This is a genomic window from Lewinella sp. LCG006 (assembly GCF_040784935.1).
Taxonomy (GTDB): domain Bacteria; phylum Bacteroidota; class Bacteroidia; order Chitinophagales; family Saprospiraceae; genus Lewinella.
Map to the genome: position 1 here is coordinate 1,890,006 of NZ_CP160680.1, position 19,722 is coordinate 1,909,727.

Here is a 19,722-nt window from a genome sequence, read left to right on the forward strand (position 1 = left end):
CTTTTATTCATCATTGAGGGAATCAACACCCTGTTCTTTGAGTCTGGCTAATCCGTCCTTCATCGCCTTAACTTGTTCGGCGGAATGGCCTTCCCAACTCGCAACTTCTCCAACAACCCTAAACGGTTGAGTAGAACGGTAGGACTTAGTTGGGTTGCCTGGAAATTTTCTGTCCGTCAAGTCGGGGTCATCTTCGATGGCCCCGGTGGGTTCTACCAAATAGATTCTTCCAGGTCCCTCTCCAAGGGCGAGTTCTGCGCCCCAAACTGCAGCATCTAAGGTTGCGGAGAGGAAAATATATTTCGCATTTTTTTGCTGGCCAAAGTTGGAGTTAAAACCAGCTTGGATGAAGTCTCCTGCCTTTAAGTCTGCTTTTGTACCGTGGAAGTACGTTTGTGCAAAAGGTGTTGGGCTTTTTTGGGTTGATTTGTAGTCGTTGTTTTCCATGGTGGTTTATTGGTCCTTTAATGGTCTATTTCGATGGATTAGATTGTCCTATTTCTTCAATGATACAGTGATCAGTTATTAGTTGTTGGTAATAAATTATTGGTGATTGGGTTTTGGAAACTCAAGTTCAAACTCCCAGTTAAGTTCCTGAAGTTGCGTTCTCACTTCATTTAAATTATCAATCAATTGCTCAAAGGATGGTTTGTTCTCTTCATAAATCATGTTCTCCAACATCTTAGCGTAATCAGTTTTCCAAGCATCTATTATTTCGGGAAACGGGATGGGGTTTAGGGTTTTAGGATTATGATGGTTGTAATCTACACCACCTACTTTTGAAAATTTGTGGCGATGAGCTACAATTGTTTCGTACAGTTCCTTATCACAAATAGCCCTTTCTGTAATGCCCGCTTTGGAGAGATGATAAAGATCATACAAGTGTCTGCTCAATCTGTCTATTCGCATTTTTCCGACCGGACGATGAAACTCTTCATGCAGCAAGAATAATTTCTCTAAAAATGTCCTTTCTCGATTTACGGTTGGTACTTCAAACAAGGGTTCGGCAAAATCTCTATCAGCATACACTTCATCTACCAATGCACCAAATGTTTGAACGGAAAACGGCTCTCTTAATGACCTACAACCAATTTCTAACTGTACACGTGGCATCACATATTCTGATGGCTGTGCAATGATATTTGGATAATAGATTTCAATGATCCTTGGGTCTTGGTCGCTATCTGCTGCTGCTATCACTTGAAAATAAAGACCTTTAAATCCTTTTCTTCGAAACTCGTTTTGTAATTCTTCGAAGAATATTCCGGTAGTGTATGCGCCGGATTCCTTTCTCAATTTAGTGATTTTTGATTTTGAGAGACGGCCTTCGTATCCTTCAAAGAACTCTTTGTCAATAGCCAAATCAATATCTTCTGAAAACCGATGTATCAGCTTCCAGGCTTTGCTTAGGGATGTTCCTCCTTTGAACACCAAATGTTTAGCAATGTCCATTTGAAAGATGATTTCCAACGTGCGACTGACCCACCAGTCTTTTTCTATAGCAAAAGGTGTCATTCCTATTTTTGCGGCAGCGGCTTGAAAAATGGCTTCTTTCTCTGCTTGTGCTGTCGTATAAAAGTCAATTTTTGCCATCGCTCAATGCTTTCTTCATTACTTGTTGAATCCAAACTGGTGCCAAGGCTATGTCGTGTTTCAAATCTTTATTATCCTCCTTTTTAAGCAAATCAACAACCTTTTTCTCTTCTTCTTCGCTCACTTTACCGTTGCCGATTTCTTTTAATGCCTGAATAACCAGTCGGCTTATTTTGCCTTTAGCCAACAGGTTTTTTGGCGTAGTTTTTTTAAACTTGATCTTGCGTTTACCTACTTTAATTTCTCGGGGCGAGCCATCAGTTAGCAATACAATATTCATTGGCACTTGTGTGCTCAGACCCAATGCGTTTATAGCATAGCTTCCAGCAGGTACTGTTCTTATGCGGTCTCTCTTGGCTATGGCTTCTGCCACTTCTTCTGCTGTGGGCAACATTTTTCCTATTAAATTGCTTTCTTTAGGGCGTACATATATACCCTGAGCCACTCTGACAATGATGCCTTCTTTTTCAAGTCTGAATAACGAAAGTCTTACCGCTTCCGATGATCCCAACTCACTGAAATCAGCTGGCAACAATAGCTCTCCTTTTGGAAGCCTTTCTATTTGGGTCCGTATTTTATCTTGTACACTTATCATTTTTTAATTTGTAACAAATTTAGTAAATATTTGTTACAAAAAAACACATCCCTGCCACTAATCTTATCAAAATTTGTCATACCAAACAATTTACTCTAAGCCCTTCTGCGAACCATACTACCATTCGATGACTTATAGCACCTGCCTCTCCACCGCCTCCACTATCGGAAACACATCCTGACGGATGATCCCCAATCCGCCGCCGGGGGCGTAATTGTTGTAGCCGAGGAAGTACAAGCCCGCATAAGGCCCACTACCGACAGGTTTGCGGGGAAGTTGGCGCTGATCGAAATGCTCGGCGTCCAGGTTGAGCCACTCACTGAGGGCGGCGCGGAAGCCAGTGGCCAGGATGACCACATCAAAGGGATGTTCTTCGCCGTTGGAGAAGACGATGCTATTGACGGCAAACTCTTCTACACCGGGTAGTACTTTGAGTTCTCCGGAGCGGATGTAATCCAGTGTCCCCAGGTCGATCACGGGCGTTTGGCCGGTTTCACGGAGTTGCTTGGCAGGAGAGATCGCAGGGAGTTCGATGCCGTATTTGGGCAGGTCGCCTACGGTAAATTTGCGTACTGCCAGGCCAAGTGCATCTCCCAGCCAGTGGGGGAGTTTACCAATTTTCAAGGCCGTCACCTGTGTAGGTGTGCCAAAGACTTCGCGAGGAACAATGTTTACGGGTCCGCGCACACTGATGGAGGTATCTACACCGTGCTCGCAGAGGTCAAGCGCAATTTCGGCACCACTGTTGCCCATGCCTACTACCAGCACCCGTTTGCCCTGGTAAGGCTGTGCATTTTGGTAATCGTGGCTATGGAGAATCTCCCCCGCAAAATCTTCCTCGTTTTGATAGTGAGGTCGGAAAGGCACCCTGTTCATCCCTGCACTGATGATCACGGCGGGTGCTTCGTAGCTGCTACCATCTTCACAGAGCACCTGCCATTGCTGGTCCTTTTTTTCAATATCTACAACGTTTTTACCAAAGAGTGGCTTAATCTCTCTTTTTTCGGCATACTGCTCGTAGTAGCGCACCAGGTCTTTCTTATGGACATAACGGTCATAATCCTCTGGAAAATCCTCGCCCGGCAAGTGAGACAACTCCTTAACGGTATGGAGGTGCAGCCGATCGTAGTGGTCGCGCCAGCACTGGGCCACTCCCTGACCTTTCTCCAAAATGATAAAAGAAATCCCTTTTTCCCGAAGCTGCCCTGCCGATGCTAATCCGGCTGGCCCGGCGCCAATAATGATGACCGATGGTGATGCCATTGCTGAAGTATCGTTTTTATCATTGGAAGGTAGGGATTTTTTCAAACATCGTTAATGTCCTTGCACATTACTCTTGCACCGCTTAATTTTGTTGCAACCAGAAACACCCGTGTGGCGTTTTCTGTATCCAACTATCAACGAGCAGAGGGTAAAGATTTATGTATATACCACCGGATCATCAGCAACTATTTGAAGAAGCAGAACGCTACTGGAAGCTGGGCGACGTCTACCACGCCGTCAAGCTACACAAGCGTATCATCAAGCTGGTACCCGACTGGCACCCTCCGTATCTCGCGCTGGCACGCATCTACCATCAGCGCCGCGAATGGAAGCCTTCTTTTTACTATTTCAAAAAAACCATTGCTTTTCTCCCTGATTTACGGGAAGGCTGGTGGTGCCTGGGCATTGCCGCTACCGCACTTAAGAAATGGCGGGTAGCCCGCAATGTATGGACTAAATTTGGCCTTAGTAATCTGCCCGCAACACCCGAAGGCTTGCGCCTCACCTACGATGGTACTTTCGAGATATTGTGGATGACCGCCGTTGACCCAGCGCGGGCCAAGATTCTTAGTATTCCCCACCCTGCTTCTGGTTTTCGCTTTCGCGACGAAGTGTTGTACGAACGCAAACCCATCGGTCACCACATCGTTGCGCGCAAGCGCGTGCCCGTCTACGCCGAAATGGGTATTTTCAAAAGATCGCATTACCGTACTTACTCTTGCCTTATTCACGATGCCTCGGCCAAGCAAATTCAACAACTCGAACGCTTGTGCTACGATGCCCGGCTAGGATTTGAAATTTGGTCCAACGCCGCACGAGCAATGGTGATCGAAAATCCACAGGCTTTCCCGGAATACTATGGCCGTTCTATTCTGCCTGCCGAGCAAAGCGACGCACCCCACGATCATGCCCTCATTGCGATAGCTGCCCAAAACCAAGTCGAAGTGCTACATGTACTTGATGCCTGGGAGGTGATTGCGCTGGGGCAATATTCGGATTTGCGGGGGTATTAGACGGCCTATACTCCGTAGCTCCGTAGCAACGGGTATGAAACCCGTTGCTACGGAGCTACGGAGTTTGGTGCGCTTAATTCCGCGCCAAGCGAAATCCAATATAAACCGTCTTTTCCTCCGGACGTCGGTATTGCCGGGTGGAAACACGACAATCATCGGCCGACTGTAGCCAGGCGCCTCCCCTGATGATGCGGTGAGAACCAGCATCCGGACCAATAGGACCTCTTTGCGGGGTGCTTGGATACTCGCCGTACCAGTCGAAGCACCATTCCCATACGTTGCCACTCATATCATAGATACCGGCATTGTTGGGTTGCAACTGCGCCACGGGGTGGGTTTGGTCTTTGCTGTTGGCTTCGTACCAGCCTACTTCCGACAAGTTGTTGCTCCCCGAGTAGCGTTCACTTTTATCACCCATCACTCCTCCTCGGGCGGCGTATTCCCATTCTGCTTCGGTGGGCAGGCGGTAGCCGTTGGGGATGCGGCCTTTTTCACTACGCAGACTTGCACTTCCTGATTTCAGGTTAATCTCATAAACGGGGGTATAACCATGTTGCTCGCTAAGCCAATTACAATAAGTCGCGGCATCGAGCCAACTGATATTGATGACAGGACGCTGATTGCGGCCCCAGCCTTCATCGTCGGGTTTTACATGCGCGGTGAGATCGCAGAAGAGGTCGTATTCGGCAAACGTTACTTCCCGCGTGCCGAGGTAAAAATTACCAACAATCACTTCGTGGGCGGGAAGCTCGTCGTTGTAAGCACCTTTTTCACTGCTCCCCATTTGGAAGCCACCACCACTGATAAGCTCCATCCGCGGACGCGGAATATTCTTTTCCAAAGAGATGGGCGCCAGTGTAAGTGGACGCTCTTTTAATAGTTCCTCCCCGAATTGAAAGGTCTTGCGGTAGGTTTTGTACCCATCGGCGATGACTTCTAATACAAAGGTGCTGGTGAGGTGACCCTCCAAGTCCCCACGAAGCACATACTCTCCGTAGAAATCTGTTTTGCCATTGAAGGTAAGTGGTATTTTGACCCCTCGATTGGGTTGCTCCGTTAGCACCAGTGCTTGTTCAGCGATCGGTTCTTGGGTAGCAGCATCCAGGAGCTGGCCCCGCAATTCAAAGCGATTTACCTTATTAGGTGTCGGCGGTTGTGTGGTAGTTCGCTGACGAGGTGCGGGAGCGTTCCAATCATGTTGATAAGCAATCTCTTTCTTATCAATGACGGTTGTTTCATTCCGGCGGCGCATCTGTACTCTCAAGCTCTTTAAGGCACCAGGCTGCGCTCTGGGAGGTGCCAGGCGGAAAGTTAGGGTTCCTGCTCCCGGACTCAAGCTTTGGGGCTGTATGGCTGGTTGGTTGCCGTCACCCTGTGGTTCCATTACCATTTCTACTTCGCGATCAACGCTGGGATCGTAATAATATTCAACGCTCACCTCTAAGGCTTGCCCCCCGATTTCCGAAACATCTACAGCTACAATACGGGAGCGTTCTCTGCCCAGCAGGGTTTCCAGATTGGGGGTGTAATCCAGGTTTGTAAAATAGTCCAGCGAATCGAGCAAACGATAATAGTACAAACTTGAATCCTCCGGGCTACCGGCATAATAATGCACCACTCCGCGCGCGTGTAGCACATCCAATGCGACGCTATCACTGATGTAGGCCTGGTCCAGCAAAGCCAAAGACCGTGGCAAGATGGCCTGCCCAAGACTGTCCTGTAAATAAGCATTCAGGTTGGCCGCAGCAGCGTTGAAATAAAGGCGCGCCAAATTGGCATTGGCCAGGGAATAAGGTACTGCCTTGCCATTAAATTCCTCGCCTTTGCCATATAATAAGCTGTTAGCCGCTCCTAGAGCTTGTTCGAAATAGCGGGCTGCGAGTGTATCCCGGTTTTCACCGATGCGTGCCTGACGAACCCCCTGGTTATTGTAAATAATCGCACTGTCGATCACAGCGGTCTCTTTTACGAGGATGTAATTACGGAGAGGCTCCGCAGGCCTTTCGGCACGTTGTTCCGGCGTTTCGGCGAAAGCCAAACGGTAGAGCGCATCTGATGCCCCAAACTTCCAACCCAGTGCCAGTAGGATCACGTAAGCTGCGGTAAACCACAATGCCCGCCGCAGGTCTTTACGGTTATCCGCTGATGGCGGAGTAGGCGCATCTAATTGAATATCAGTATCTTCTTCCAGCCAATCCCGGATAGATTTTGGCGAATGATCTAGTGAGCTCCCACCTTTGGTCATGCGTAGCATTCTGCCGCCTGTCTCCCGGTCGGCAATCCGATCAAGGTCTGCTTCCTGAGCGGGCGTTAGGAGGTTGCGACGAAGTAAAAACCGAAGCGTATCGCGATGGCCTTCCTCTTCAGGAGCCAGCGCAAAATCTTGAATTGCCAGGGCTGTTTCCAGATCGCGATGGGCATGAGAGCCCGCACTAATGGTTTTTACCGCAGAGAGCTCCGCCTGCACGGCAGTCCGCGCGAGGTACTCGTCGGTCTCGTCTAGTTCAGCCATCAATTCGCGGCGTAAGCGCTCATCAAAACGCTCACTTTGGAGGGTGGGGATACGGGCCAGGCGCAACAAATTATCGTAAGTCACAGCTACCTCCAGGGCTTTACCGATGGCAATCGTCATTTCCCAACTGGGCAAGGGAAACACCGCCAGTGCTTTGAACCACCTCACCAAATCCTCATCATAAGCCTGGAGGTATTCCTTGATGTAGCGCCAGCGCCGCCAGTTGCGATGTTCAGTATCGGCATCCCGGCGTTGTTCCTGTTGGCGGTTTTGCCAGCGATCATAGGCGGCTCCATCGGGCAGCAACTCGCCTTCGTTTTCAATGTACAAGGTGGCGGCCGACAAGCCTTCCGTATCCGTTGAAAAAACACTGAAAACCCGCGCCAATAATTTTTCGCGATAACTCCAACTCACCGGTGGTACGGGCGTAAACAAGAGGCGCAAAGGCCACTGCCGCAAGACCGCAGCAGCACCCAATCGCAGACGAGGCTGCCCGGCAGCGTGAGGGTCGATCAGCTCGTGCAAGTCACCAAAAACCAATAAGCGGTGATTGGGGTAAGCCCGTTGCAATTGATCCAGCGTACGCCCTTTCGGGAAGTAGGCATTCCAACACTGGCTGAGGTGCTTGCGATAATAATACACTTCCAGGTTCACATCCTGGGCACTGAGCGAGCGAGCCAGGTATTTGAACAGCTCTCCGAGATGACTCGCACGGTTTTGTTCATCAATTAAACAGAGGTATTCGCTCGGTTGGGTAGCATACCGAAAGCGCACGTCGGGAAACCCTCCACGGTCAATGGTGGCCTGCAGGGTTTTGGTCATGTCCAGTTCCTTACGTAAACCTTCCTGCCGCAAACGCAGGGCATCCGCAAAGCGCAATTGTACTGATGAAAAAGTGATCGCTGCCGATTGGTCCCGCAGGGGAATAAAATAAGGGGCCTTATCACTGTGGGCAAACCGTGCCGCAAAGGCCTCGTCACGAGCGTCTTCAATCTGTTGGGCAGTAAGAGGCTTGCGGCGATGTACCAACCAGCGTACCCAATAATAGAGCAGACCGACACCTAATAAAGCCAGGATGACATAAAAACCCCAGGCCCAGGTCGCCAGCACCGACAGCTGGTCTTCCCGCAATTCAAATAAAGGCAAAAACGCTTGGTCCTGCCCCACTTTTACTTCCAGCGTTTGTGTCGCAACACAAAAGCCCTTTGCCGTGGTATCGCTAACGGTCAGGCGCACCCGGTACTGCCCATTTTGCGCGTACTGATGCCGGGCCAGGTAAGTTCCTTCTTCTTGTGTCCCATCTCCAAACTCCCAGGTAAAGGCCCAATTTGATGCTGCACCCGTAAGTTGCGCTTCTTCTCCCGTCCCCTTGAGATATAAACTTTCTTCCGAAAACAAGGTCCGAAAGTTTGCCTCCTGCCCTACTTCCAATTGCTGAGGGCCAGTAATCCCCGTTACCGCTGGTGCTGCCGGACACAGTACCGTAAAAGGCAGGGTAGCCTGATACACCGTATCTTTTTCTGGATGATGAACCGCCAGGCGAATTTCTCTACGGTAGGAACCGCTGTCTAACGACGGGACAATCAGTGACCAATCAAACTGATCCGTAGAGAAAGCCTCTTCCTTCTGGGTAGCCAGGTTGACGTAGCTCCAACGCCAGCTCAACTCGCTGCTATCCCCACTGTAGCGGCTCAGGTTTTTTAACAATACGGTATCCCCAGCCGCGCCAAAACTGGGCCCATCAATGTACACCGACAACTCTTCCTGGCGAGGCTTATGCTGGGTAAGTGCATAGTAGGCATACCAAAGCCCGGCCAGCAAGGGCAGGATCAGCAGCCATCGCCACCAATCGTTTTCCTTCGGTGAAGATGGATCCAGCTCCAGCGGTGCCGAAACTTCCTGGTAGTATTGATCAAAAATTTCGTAAAACTTCAGTTGCTCCGCTTCGCTGCGTACCAATACTGGCGCCAGCAGGGCCTTCAGTTTTTCTGGCTCCTGAAGACAGGTTTTGCCCGGCCCACCCAATACGCGCAGTGCCCGCAGACGATCGCCCGGACTCAGGCGAAAACCCGCTAGCCTCAGTCGCTGGAAGAGATGCTCCAACGGAAAGGTGTCAATATGCGCTTTGAGGTCGGCCATGGAGAATTAAAAGATACCTTGCATAGCGTCCAGGTCTTCTTTGGTTTTCACCAAAACAGAAAGATGGTCACGCAGGTACTCGTTTTGTTCACCAGGAGCTTTGCTCATGATGTCACGCATTTCAAGGATGCGCAACCAGGCTACCAGCTCAGCCGTAGCGGGTGGTTTCCGAACGGCTTGCTGCCGAACCTGGCGGAATTTTTCGATCAGGCTCTTTAACAACTCATCTGTGAATTTGGTGGCTTCGCCCAGCTGGGTCTTGGCAATCGCCAGCAATTGAGCCTGATCGGGGAAGGGAATATGGTAGAAAACGCAGCGGCGCAAAAAAGCATCAGGCAGGTTCTTCTCCGAATTACTGGTCATGATCACCACCACTCTTTGCTGCCCAGCACGCCGTACGGTGTAATTGTCTTGCTCTTTGATCTGGAATTCGTAGCGCTCTATTTCCGCCAGAATATCGTTGGGAAAATCGCGGGGAGCTTTATCGATTTCATCAATCAACACCACACTACTACGAGCTTCATCGCCAAGATCGGCACGGAAACGCCCATCGGCTTGCCCCTGCGGATTCGTCAGCGCAATGGCCCGACCTAATGCTTGAAGATCAATAAACTCAGAAGTGCTGACCTCTCCTTTTTTACTGATATTGGCCGCTTGAAAATGGGCCAGGGCATCGTAAGTATAAAAAAGATCACGCGCAGTGGAGGTCGTTTTGGTATTGAAGATCAGCGGTTGCTCCGCAAAGTTGAACGGACTCTGCTGGCTCGCCAGATCTGCGGCCACTTTGAAAGCCAGGCGCGTCTTGCCGGTGCCTGGTTCGCCGGTAAGCAATAATGGTTGTTCCAGCGCAATGGCTACTTCTACGGCGTTGCGCAGGGCATCGCTCATAATGTATTTTTCGGCCGAAGGTTGACTGGCCGTTGAGGTGTGAATGCGGATACTCATTGCACGATATTGTTATTGTACTGATCGATGATCTTTTTTAATTCCAGCTCTACGTCTTCCATGTAATGCTCCTGAGCGTTACCAAAAACCGTCTTTAGCAACTCTTTTCGGGTCCGTGAGTTGGGAGAAACTTGCTTGTAATGTTCCAACCAGCGACCAATATCTCTTTGGTTCACCATGTCCAACTCGGGTAATCGAGACAAATGCTCGGCCGACTCCAGGGCCGTCATGATCTCGGCTTTGAGGTCGGTATCTTCTTCGTCGTATTCCACCGCCAAAAAAACGAGCATGGCAGCCGAAGCTTTGACCTTTCCCTCCTGGCAAAACACTTTGATAAACCAACGCGCAGCTGCGGGTGTAAGGTCGGCATCCCAATCGTATTGGCTAATATGTAGAAAGACACAGACATAATCCGTTGGCTTAAGGTTTTGCAGCCTGGGACTGCGCTCTAGTGCATACGCCAGGTCTTTTTCCAACAGAGGCTCGTGTTCGTTGGGAGGTAGCCCCAGCATAGAAAAAAAGCTGCGCAGGATATTTTGCTGATAATGCTCCAGCTGGCGGCTAAACTCAAAGGTCATCTCCAACTGCAAGGCCTGGATATTGGTTTGCAACTCGGGGTTGAGGTAGTCCTGCAAGCGACCTTCAAGATCATAAGCAATTCGCCGAAAGAGCCCCTCGTGCGACTGAAGATCTCCTCCGTAAAGGAAATAAAACTGGACAGGCTGTTGCTGTTGATTGAACAATGCACGAAACGTATCGCTGTGAACTACCCGGTCGCAGGTATAAGCATGGTACTCGTGTAAGGCGGCACCTCCCGCATCGGTTATACTGGTGCCTACGCTTTTTTTACACTCGTCTAGCAGGTAAAGGATACCATTGTTGATTTGCAGGAGGTTTGTCTGGTAATCCGACATGGTCATCAGGCCCTGTTGGAAGTTTTGGACCACAAGGTTGACCCTCGACATTTGGAGTTCGATGTTATTGACCATCTCCGGCAGCTGCTCTCTTGCCCACACAAGGAGTTGTTCCAGCGCCGGTAGAGGTTTACTTTCTACCAGTAATTGCCCAACTTGTTGGAGTGCTTGCATAATGAATAAGCTACAGAAGCCTCAAGATACCAATTTAAAAAATGCCCGATAAAAAGTTCCAATACTTTATTCTACGACGGCCAAGAAATACAGCATAAGCACTGAAAATCAAAAAATTAGCAGCACCAAATAAAATTTTCCCGTAACTTTGCATCGGTTAATACCAATGTATTCAGGAAACGTTACCTGGGCTATCGTTTCTTTTTTGCAGGAGCACTGCTATTACTCATTGAATAACTCACTTTTGCCATTGGAGCACCTTCCAACCACCACTCGTCCTAAAAGCAGAATCATCTTCATTGATGTTTTGCGTGCCTATGCCATCCTGATGATGTTGCAAGGGCACTTTGTGGACACCCTGCTAGCGGCATCTTACCGCAATGCGGATTCTTCTTTGTTCAGCTTGTGGTCGTTTATGCGAGGCATGACGGCACCTATCTTCTTTACGGTTACTGGTGTTGTTTTTACATATCTGCTCTTGAAGGATGGGCGACCGCTGAAGGAAAACAAAAGGGTCAAAAAAGGCCTGCGGCGTGGGGTGTTCCTCCTGGGTATTGGCTACCTTTTGAAGATCAATCTCCCCGGCCTGCTCTTTGGTTATTTGAGTCCCTGGTTTTGGGCAGTAGACGTACTCCACGTAATCGGCCTGGCGCTGATTGGTCTGATTGCGGTTACTGGCTTACGCGAACTGCTGGGCGGCTCACTGGCCACTTGGATGATTGCGTTTGGAGTAGGTACCTTTCTGATGGATCCTTTCTTTACAGAAAACACCTGGGATCACTTGCCGATAGTCTTTGCCCATTATCTTACCATGGATTTGGGTTCCAACTTTACCATGGTTCCCTGGCTTGGTTTTGCCTTCTTTGGAGGCGCTATTGGTTACGTGTTGAGTAAGAAATCACAATGGGCCTTTACCCACTGGTTTCCTGCGCTGATCATGGCCTTTGGGATTACCCTGACCTTAGGTTCCTGGCAGATGCTGGTGAACTTGTACGAACTTACGGGCTGGCATTACCTACCTGTTTTGTTCAACAACAACTACTTGTTCTGGCGATTAGGTCATGTATTCATTGTTATTTCCCTGTTTATGTGGGTGGTTCCCAGAATTGGCACTATTCCCAGTTTGATTACCAAAATAGGAAGTGAAACCCTGACCATCTACGGAGCTCATTATGTAGTGCTCTACGGCACCTGGCTGGGTGTTGGCTTGTCGCAATTGATTGGTTATCGCAGCCTTGACCCACTGACTTGTATCGTTGGAGCTGCGGCTTTTGTCTACGCGCACATTATCTTCATCAAGCACATTGAGACCATCAGGGACTTTGTTTACGGGCAAATTCCTACTTGGGGAAAAAGACAATATCGCCTCGCTATGGTTTGGTTCAAAAGAGAATGGCCCAAACAACGTGAACAGCTGGCCGACCGCTGGGAAGAACGCCTGGCCACAGGACCTAGTTGGTTGTTGCCACTGGTAAGAGTATTGGCGGGCAGAACCAAAGAATAGCACATTTTCATGAAGAACAACCGCTCACCGTTAGTCACCATTTTTTTAACGGTGTTCATTGATATGTTGGGAGTAGGGATTATTATCCCCGTTTTACCTGCATTGTTTTTTGAGCCTGAGACCAGCATCGTAGCCAGCTCCTTTACCAGCGACCAGCGCTCTTTGTTGTACGGGGCTTTGCTTGCTGTTTTTCCACTGCTACAGTTTTTTGGTGCGCCCATGTTGGGCAGTTTGTCCGACCGCTATGGGCGCAAGCCCGTCCTGCTGGTTTCCCAAACGGGCACCATGCTAGGGTACATCCTCTTGGCTTTGGCGATTTACTGGCAAAACCTCCCCTTGTTGTTTTTCTCCAGGATGCTGCCCGGTTTTACGGGAGGAAATATTGCGGTCATCCTTTCCAGTATTGCCGACTTGAGTGACAATACCAACAAGGCCAAAAATTTCGGTCTGGTGGGCATGGCCTTTGGTCTGGGCTTTATCCTAGGGCCTACCATTGGTGGAATACTTGCCGATGATACCGTCGTTTCGTGGTTTTCGGCGGCTACGCCCTTCTGGTTTACAGCAGTATTGACTTTACTCAATGTCGTATTTGTGATCCTTGCTTTTCCGGAAACGCTTAAAAAGCGACGGGAGACAGCGATTAATCCCTTGACGGGTTTTCGCAATTTGGCACTCTCTTTTGGCAGTCCCAACTTGCGGCGAATTTTTACCGTCGTGCTGCTTTTATCCCTGGGCTTTACCTTTTTCACACAGTTTTTTGCTGTCTATCTGATCCAGGATTTCGCCTATTCGGAAAAAAGCATTGGCTTGCTTTTTGGCTGGGTAGGTATCTGGCTGGCCATCACACAGGGGGTGATTGTTCCCAAACTCAGTAAGCGTTTTCCGCCACAGCAAATCCTGACCTACTCTATCCTGGCCCTCAGCGTCTCACTGATGCTGATTTTGATCCCCAACAACGACCTGCTGCTTTACGCCCTGAATCCTCTCGTGGCATTGGCACAAGGCATTACCTCGCCCAACCTCACGGCCACCATTTCGATGCAAGCCAACGAAGACCAGCAAGGAGAAATTCTGGGCATCAACCAGTCGATGCAATCCCTGGGGCAGCTCATTCCACCCCTGATCGGCGGCTATCTCATTACCATCAACACCACCATGCCTATCTGGGTAGGAAGTGGATTGGTCTTAATGGGCTGGGTGGTATTTGTGGTGTTTTTTGGGCCGAAAAAGGGGAAGGCTTAACGGGGGCTTTCCCTAAGAACATTTTGGGTTCATGCTGGTATTGGCGTTGCGGTACAAACACCAATACGGCACCGGATTGTGCATAGCTCCTTTGCGCAGGGCGCGTGAAACTACAACTCCTTTGCGCAGGGTATGAAACCCTGCTCTACGGAGCTGTTTTCATCTCTCGTATGTTTGTGCATGGGAAGTTGACACTCCCTTTGCAGGCTCTTCCGAAAGTTCAACTTATTCCCATCGGGGTATAGCCCCATAAAATAATCCACTAAAAAAATACCCATCCGAATCCTTTATTTTATTAAATAGATAGGAACCCTTATCCATTGTAAATTGCCTTTCATCTATCATTCCATCAAAGGCCGTACTTACGTATGTTGACTCTCCAATCCGAACACGTACTCGAATTTTTGTCGAGTAATTTCCTGAATATTTTTTCATTAAAATCAAAATAAACTCTTGAGGATGAACAATCACTCCCCAAGAGCCATTTCCACAAAAATCAAACCCCGCGCCTTCAATTGCGTACCACGAATCATAGTTTCTACTTTTATACTGAGCCTCCTGTATCCCGTATACGTAATCATCTTTAGCTAAAAACAATTTATCAGAATGAGTAGAGTTAACTAAATATAATGGGTAGTATTCAAGAAACGAAGTATCTTTTGAATACCAATCTCTGTAATATATTGACGTACCATAATCTGGAATCAGCTCAAAACCATTTACATCCAAACTATCAATAATTCTTCTCGAAGAAATACTGAAAAGAAAATCTTTGTCAAATGAAGTGTCCTGATTGATTTTTTTGACATCTATATTTTGATCGAATTTATACTTGCCTATTACCTTAGGAAATACCTCAGAAACATATTTTACGGTATCTCTTAAAACTTGTGAATACGCTTGAAAATCAGAATTAATTACTTGAGGCTTTCTAAAACTTCTATCTTCCTTATCACATTTAACCCCGCAACAGGAGAGAAAAAACAAAGCAATTATTAATAAAAAAGCAAGTTTCTCTTTCAACATACTGCTGCTGTTTTGTTTTCAGCATAACGAGGATTTTATATTTAGTTACAGTTTTATTCATCTACTATTCCCTGTTCAGCGTCGGCTGTGCCTACGTTGCTGCGTCTGCAAAACTCCCTTTTGCGAAATTAAGCTATAGTTGTTGTCATAATTCGCCCCAGACACGTTCGCATTGGATGCGCTAGACAGTATAAATAAGGACGATGATAGTGCCTATTGTTAATAAGTCCCTCTACGGTAAACTCAAAGTGGCGATAGCATCGCCGCGCATCCCTTGTCCGTTGGCCAGGCGGGCTTTTCGACTTTTGGTAAAACGCCGACGCCGAGGGGTACCCATGGCAAAGTACAGCTGCATTTTTCTCTCAAAAAGGAAAATCATCAAACAAGCTCCCCTCCCCAGCTTTCTCTTCGATTTGGATGGATTCCACGAGGTAGAGCTCTTTGCGGGCCCGCGTGATGGCGACGTATTTCAGGTTGAGTAGTAGGCTTTGACTCGCTTGGTGTAGTTTTTATTTTGCTGGGCCCGCTCGTTGAAAATTCCGAAATGCGCCAACAGCGCTTCAAATTCTTCGGGATTGTCTTTGCAAAGTGTTGACCGAAACTTCTGATTAATGTCCAGTAAGCGCTGATTGATGCGGTAGACGAGGTTTTTTATGGCAAATTGCTGGCGATCATTCCCCAACTGCGCAGGGTCAAAACCATTGAGGGCGATGAGCTTTTCGTAATAGGGCCTAAGTTCCTCCTGGAAACCCTCTTCTTTAAGAATGGCGGCGTATTTTTTTTCGTCCAGCTTTAAGGTCGTCTCTCCTCCTACGTGAGCAACCAAAATTTTGCGCCCCAACGCGTGGATGGTCTTGACGGTCACTTGGTGCAGCCCACGCGCACGGAATTTTTGCTGAATTTCTTTGGCGATGCTGCTGTTAAACGCGCAAAATAGTACCTCGCTCTGATTTTTCACAAACCGAGCACACTCCATAATCGTCGTCGTTTTCCCAGCTCCCGCCACGGCATCGATGATCCCGTGACCGCTGCCGTGCTGCACGAAAGAAAAAATAGCCTCCTGTTCCGCAGTAAAGTCCATACCTAGTACCTAGTGTCGTGAAGTTTGCTTTGCATAATGTCTCCTGTTAGGTAAAAGCAAACTTCACATTACCCTATTCTTCCCTTAAAGCCCGCCGCAAAATTTTGCCGACATTGGTTTTGGGAAGCTCATCGCGAAATTCTACTTCTTTGGGCACTTTGTAGCCCGTGAGGTTTTCGCGGCAATAAGCGATTAATTCCTTTTCTTTCAAAGACTTGTCTTTCTTGACGACGAAAACTTTCACGACTTCACCCGACTTTTCATCGGGGATACCTACCGCGGCAACTTCCAATACTTTTTCGTGGCTGGCGACAACCTCCTCGATCTCGTTGGGGTAAACATTGAAGCCAGAAACCAGGATCATGTCTTTCTTACGGTCGACAATTTTCACGAAGCCTTCGGCGTCCATGGTGCCCATGTCTCCTGTGCACAACCAGCCGTCCTTGATGGTGTTGGCGGTTTCATCGGGTCGATTGTAATACCCCTTCATCACTTGAGGGCCTTGTACCTGAATTTCGCCCACTTCTCCTGTGGCGCACAGCCCCTTCTCTTCGTCCCAGATACGTACATCGGTAGAAGGAATGGGCAGGCCGATGGTACCAATACGGCCCGTACCATCCAGAGGATTGGTGGTGACGACAGGGCTGGACTCGGTCATGCCGTACCCTTCAGAGAGGATACAGCCCGTGGTTTGTTGCCATTTTTCAGCAACGGCTTTTTGGATGGCCATGGCCCCACCCACTGTGATTTTGAGGGTACTGAAATCTACCGTTTTGAAATCGGGATGATTCAGCAAGGCGTTGAACAAGGTGTTTACCCCCGTCATCAAGGTCACCGGATAGTCTTTCATCGCCTTAATAACCGAGCCCAGATCGCGGGCATTGGTGACCAGTACATTGAGCGAACCGATGCTTGCCAGTGCCATACAATTTACGGTAAAGGCAAAAATATGGTAGAGTGGCAGCGGGCATAACACGATCTCTTCCTTTTCCTTGAGCTGGGGCATCATCCAGGCGCGGATCTGCATCATGTTGGCGACCAGGTTGCGGTTGGTGAGCATGGCCCCTTTGGAAACGCCCGTGGTGCCACCTGTGTATTGGAGGGCTACGACATCGTCTGGCGTAGAGGTAAACTCCGGCAGTTTGAATTTCTTACCCTGGTTAATGGCCTCAGAAAAAGAGACGGTATTCGGAATATCGTACTTGGGAACCATCCCCTTGAGGGTACGTACTACGAAATTGACGATCACCTTTTTGGGGAAACCCAACAGTTCGCCAATGCTGGTCGTAATGACGGTGGTAATAGCCGTTTCTTTTAAAATAGCTGCCAGATTAGCCGCAAAGTTTTCTGCAATGATCACTGCTTTTACGCCCGCATCGTTAAACTGGTGCTTCATCTCCCGCGGCGTATACAGAGGGTTGGTATTCACAACGACCAATCCTGCGCGGAAAGCGCCAAAGAGCGCAATCGGATATTGCAGCATATTGGGCATCATCAGCGCAACCTTATCACCCGGCTGTAGGCCTCGCGAGTGGAGGTAAGCACCAAACTGACGAGATTGTTGATCGATTTGCCGATAGGTCAGTTCTTTGCCCATGCAGGAAAAAGCCTTTTGTGGCCCATACTTTTCAAATATATCATCAAAGACACTGACCAGATTTGGGAAGGCAGCTGCATCAATGTTGGCGGGAATTCCTTGTGGGTAGTGCTTTAGCCAGGGACGTTGCTCGTTCATCAACTTATGCTTATTGGTTAAAAAAATTCAGTAGAGAAGCTACTTTTTCCGGGAAATGCTAAGTTCGGAAATTTTCGGCGCAGTCGGGAAAATTTTTGAATTTCTGTCTATCCGTATTTTATGGATGCCGAAACCATTCTATTACAGCAGTAAGGCTATCGTTTTCTATCCTTCTGAGACTTATATGGTTGGCCCCTATACCTGTTATTTTGTACACCTTGCTATTTACTTGAGGGGTTAAATTGAGGTATAAGACAGAGTCGGCAACTCGGACCCACCAGTATCCCCCGTGCCTTTTGCTATTATCCGAGCCTCGGTAAGTGTAACCAGCATCTGCGCTTAACAGGTGGTAATTCCTGCCATTTTCCAGCCCAGCAGGGAAATCAGAATGGTTCCACTTTCCTACTAGCTGCTTTTCCAGGAAATTTCTATTTCCTAGTTCCTTTAGTTTACTCACTTCTCGTTCTTCTTCGTTTGGCAGAAACAGATTGAGAAGTATTATCAATCCAATGCACACCGGTATTACTAGTATTCTTGATAGTTTCATGCTTTGGGTTGGCTAAAAAGGTAATAATAAGAATGCTTTGCAATCCTTGCTAAGAACAATAGGATTAAAAAATTAAAAATAAATATTGGCGTTTTATGATGAAAGTATCTACGGGTATCGAGCACTTACCGTTGCGTTTCCCATTTATTAACACCCGCAGACCATAAATCTACAAGAAAATACCTTAAGCATGAAAAAGCTAATCATGACCCTGGCATTACTGATCTCCATCCTGGTATGCTTTGAAAGTTGTGGAAAGGAAGAAATTATTATTAATAATGAACTTGAATTTGAAGAATATATTCAAGATGAAATGGCGTTGCAAAACATTCCTGCCCTGTCCGTATTGATGTTTAAAGAGGGCGATATTCTTTATGAAAACTATTTTGGAAAATCACATATAGAACAGAATGTTTCACTGGAAAGTGATCATCCTTTCCTGCTGGCCTCCATTTCCAAGGTAGTCACGGCCACGGCTCTTCTTCAGCTATATGAGCAAGAGCTTTTTGCTTTAGATAATGCGATCAATGATTATTTGCCCTTTCCTGTCAGTATCCCTGGTTACACCACAGATATAAGCTTTAGAATGTTGTTGACGCACACTTCGGGGATAGCTGATGGAAGTGCTCTGGATGACCAATACTATTACGGAGAAGACAGCCCGGTTGAACTCGAATATTTTCTACGAAATTACCTCAAGCCCGGAGGAGATTTCTACGACGCCACCGACAATTTCTATGATTTCGAGCCTGGTACGCAACACGAATACTCGAATACCGGGAGTGCCTTAATCGGTTTTTTGGTTGAGCGTCTTACAGGTACGCCGTTTGATCTGTATTGTAAGCAGAATATCTTCAATCCTCTGGGAATGGTAAACACTTCCTGGCGGCTGGAGGAAATCACGGGAACCATTGTTCAGCCTTATAGTTTTTCGAATGGAGGGTATGAGGCAATAGAACACTACACCTTCACAGATTATCCAAACGGAGGGCTACGGTCTACCGCAAAAGATATGTTTACCCTCTTGAGTGCATTTGTACAAGGTGGTATGGCCAACAATTACGCGTTACTGAAGCCAATTACAATCAACGAAATGATCACCCCACAGATACCTGCTATTAACAATGAGGTAGGCCTGCACTTGTTTGTCATGGACGCGGAGCATGGCCTGTGGGGGCATGACGGCGGTGAGGAAGGAGTAGCCACCATTATGGCCTTCAACCCGGATACAAAAGTAGGAGCAATCATCCTTGCGAATCAAGGCGATGCGGAGCTGGAGGAAATACTGGCCGAAGCATATAAACTGGGATTGAAGTTGTAATGTGCTTGGGTGGCACAACTTGCTTCGGATGATCCGCCAACGGTCAAGCGTATGTAGCGAAGCGGAGTATCTTGGGTAACGGTCTCGCATAAAGCGTTCACAGCCATATTTTTTTTGG

At 48.0% G+C, this 19,722-nt stretch carries 15 protein-coding genes; 4 read left to right on the top strand and 11 right to left on the bottom strand.

What is annotated here, in order from left to right; all coding sequences use genetic code 11:
• Nucleotides 1-3 precede the first annotated feature (3 nt).
• The 4 genes from arr to AB0L18_RS06345 all read right to left on the bottom strand — a co-directional run bounded on the left by arr (nucleotide 4) and on the right by AB0L18_RS06345 (nucleotide 3,496).
• The gene (arr, locus tag AB0L18_RS06330) at nucleotides 4-447 is read right to left on the bottom strand and encodes an NAD(+)--rifampin ADP-ribosyltransferase (protein ID WP_367391741.1); all 444 of its coding nucleotides are present in this window, start codon (nucleotides 445-447) and stop codon (nucleotides 4-6) included.
• 96 nt (nucleotides 448-543) lie between these two features.
• Nucleotides 544-1,593 carry a nucleotidyl transferase AbiEii/AbiGii toxin family protein gene (locus tag AB0L18_RS06335; protein ID WP_367391742.1) on the bottom strand — a complete coding sequence of 350 codons (1,050 nt, stop codon included), beginning with the start codon at nucleotides 1,591-1,593 and terminating at the stop codon, nucleotides 544-546.
• Nucleotides 1,580-2,188, bottom strand: coding sequence for a DUF6088 family protein (locus tag AB0L18_RS06340; RefSeq protein WP_367391743.1), 609 nt, complete (start codon nucleotides 2,186-2,188; stop codon nucleotides 1,580-1,582). Before AB0L18_RS06340 ends, AB0L18_RS06335 begins: the two co-directional genes overlap by 14 nt.
• 132 nt (nucleotides 2,189-2,320) lie before the next feature.
• On the bottom strand, nucleotides 2,321-3,496 hold the full coding sequence (locus AB0L18_RS06345; RefSeq protein ID WP_367391744.1) for a flavin-containing monooxygenase: 1,176 nt from the start codon (nucleotides 3,494-3,496) through the stop codon (nucleotides 2,321-2,323).
• Between the two features lie 113 nt (nucleotides 3,497-3,609).
• Between AB0L18_RS06345 and AB0L18_RS06350 the strand changes: the two genes are divergently transcribed.
• Nucleotides 3,610-4,464 (top strand): tetratricopeptide repeat protein, encoded by an 855-nt coding sequence (locus AB0L18_RS06350; protein WP_367391745.1) that lies wholly within the window; start codon nucleotides 3,610-3,612, stop codon nucleotides 4,462-4,464.
• A gap of 73 nt (nucleotides 4,465-4,537) precedes the next feature.
• Here AB0L18_RS06350 and AB0L18_RS06355 read toward each other — a convergent pair whose 3' ends face one another.
• Genes AB0L18_RS06355 through AB0L18_RS06365 form a run of 3 tightly spaced genes read right to left on the bottom strand, consistent with a single transcriptional unit; the run spans nucleotide 4,538 to nucleotide 11,148 of the window.
• On the bottom strand, nucleotides 4,538-9,115 hold the full coding sequence (locus tag AB0L18_RS06355) for an SUMF1/EgtB/PvdO family nonheme iron enzyme (RefSeq protein WP_367391746.1): 4,578 nt from the start codon (nucleotides 9,113-9,115) through the stop codon (nucleotides 4,538-4,540).
• A 6-nt stretch (nucleotides 9,116-9,121) separates the two neighbouring features.
• Nucleotides 9,122-10,060: an AAA family ATPase gene (locus AB0L18_RS06360; protein ID WP_367391747.1), complete on the bottom strand. Its 939-nt coding sequence runs from the start codon at nucleotides 10,058-10,060 to the stop codon at nucleotides 9,122-9,124.
• Entirely contained in the window at nucleotides 10,057-11,148 is a 1,092-nt protein-coding gene (locus tag AB0L18_RS06365; RefSeq protein WP_367391748.1) for a hypothetical protein, read from the bottom strand. Before AB0L18_RS06365 ends, AB0L18_RS06360 begins: the two co-directional genes overlap by 4 nt.
• A gap of 166 nt (nucleotides 11,149-11,314) precedes the next feature.
• On the opposite strand from AB0L18_RS06365, the gene AB0L18_RS06370 reads away from it, so the two are divergent.
• Together AB0L18_RS06370 and AB0L18_RS06375 are read left to right on the top strand one after the other, a co-directional pair.
• Entirely contained in the window at nucleotides 11,315-12,652 is a 1,338-nt protein-coding gene (locus AB0L18_RS06370; protein WP_367391749.1) for a heparan-alpha-glucosaminide N-acetyltransferase domain-containing protein, read from the top strand.
• A 9-nt stretch (nucleotides 12,653-12,661) separates the two neighbouring features.
• Nucleotides 12,662-13,894, top strand: coding sequence for an MFS transporter (locus AB0L18_RS06375; RefSeq protein WP_367391750.1), 1,233 nt, complete (start codon nucleotides 12,662-12,664; stop codon nucleotides 13,892-13,894).
• A 225-nt stretch (nucleotides 13,895-14,119) separates the two neighbouring features.
• Here AB0L18_RS06375 and AB0L18_RS06380 read toward each other — a convergent pair whose 3' ends face one another.
• The 4 genes from AB0L18_RS06380 to AB0L18_RS06395 all read right to left on the bottom strand — a co-directional run bounded on the left by AB0L18_RS06380 (nucleotide 14,120) and on the right by AB0L18_RS06395 (nucleotide 17,736).
• Complete coding sequence (locus AB0L18_RS06380; RefSeq protein ID WP_367391751.1) at nucleotides 14,120-14,920, bottom strand: hypothetical protein; 801 nt, start codon at nucleotides 14,918-14,920, stop codon at nucleotides 14,120-14,122.
• Nucleotides 14,921-15,152: 232 nt separating this feature from the next.
• On the bottom strand, nucleotides 15,153-15,275 hold the full coding sequence (locus AB0L18_RS06385; protein WP_367391752.1) for a hypothetical protein: 123 nt from the start codon (nucleotides 15,273-15,275) through the stop codon (nucleotides 15,153-15,155).
• Nucleotides 15,276-15,389: 114 nt separating this feature from the next.
• Nucleotides 15,390-16,001, bottom strand: coding sequence for a UvrD-helicase domain-containing protein (locus AB0L18_RS06390; protein ID WP_367391753.1), 612 nt, complete (start codon nucleotides 15,999-16,001; stop codon nucleotides 15,390-15,392).
• Between the two features lie 73 nt (nucleotides 16,002-16,074).
• The gene (locus tag AB0L18_RS06395) at nucleotides 16,075-17,736 is read right to left on the bottom strand and encodes an AMP-binding protein (RefSeq protein ID WP_367391754.1); all 1,662 of its coding nucleotides are present in this window, start codon (nucleotides 17,734-17,736) and stop codon (nucleotides 16,075-16,077) included.
• Nucleotides 17,737-18,473: 737 nt separating this feature from the next.
• Here AB0L18_RS06395 and AB0L18_RS06400 point away from each other — a divergent pair.
• On the top strand, nucleotides 18,474-19,604 hold the full coding sequence (locus AB0L18_RS06400) for a serine hydrolase domain-containing protein (protein ID WP_367391755.1): 1,131 nt from the start codon (nucleotides 18,474-18,476) through the stop codon (nucleotides 19,602-19,604).
• Nucleotides 19,605-19,722 lie beyond the last annotated feature (118 nt).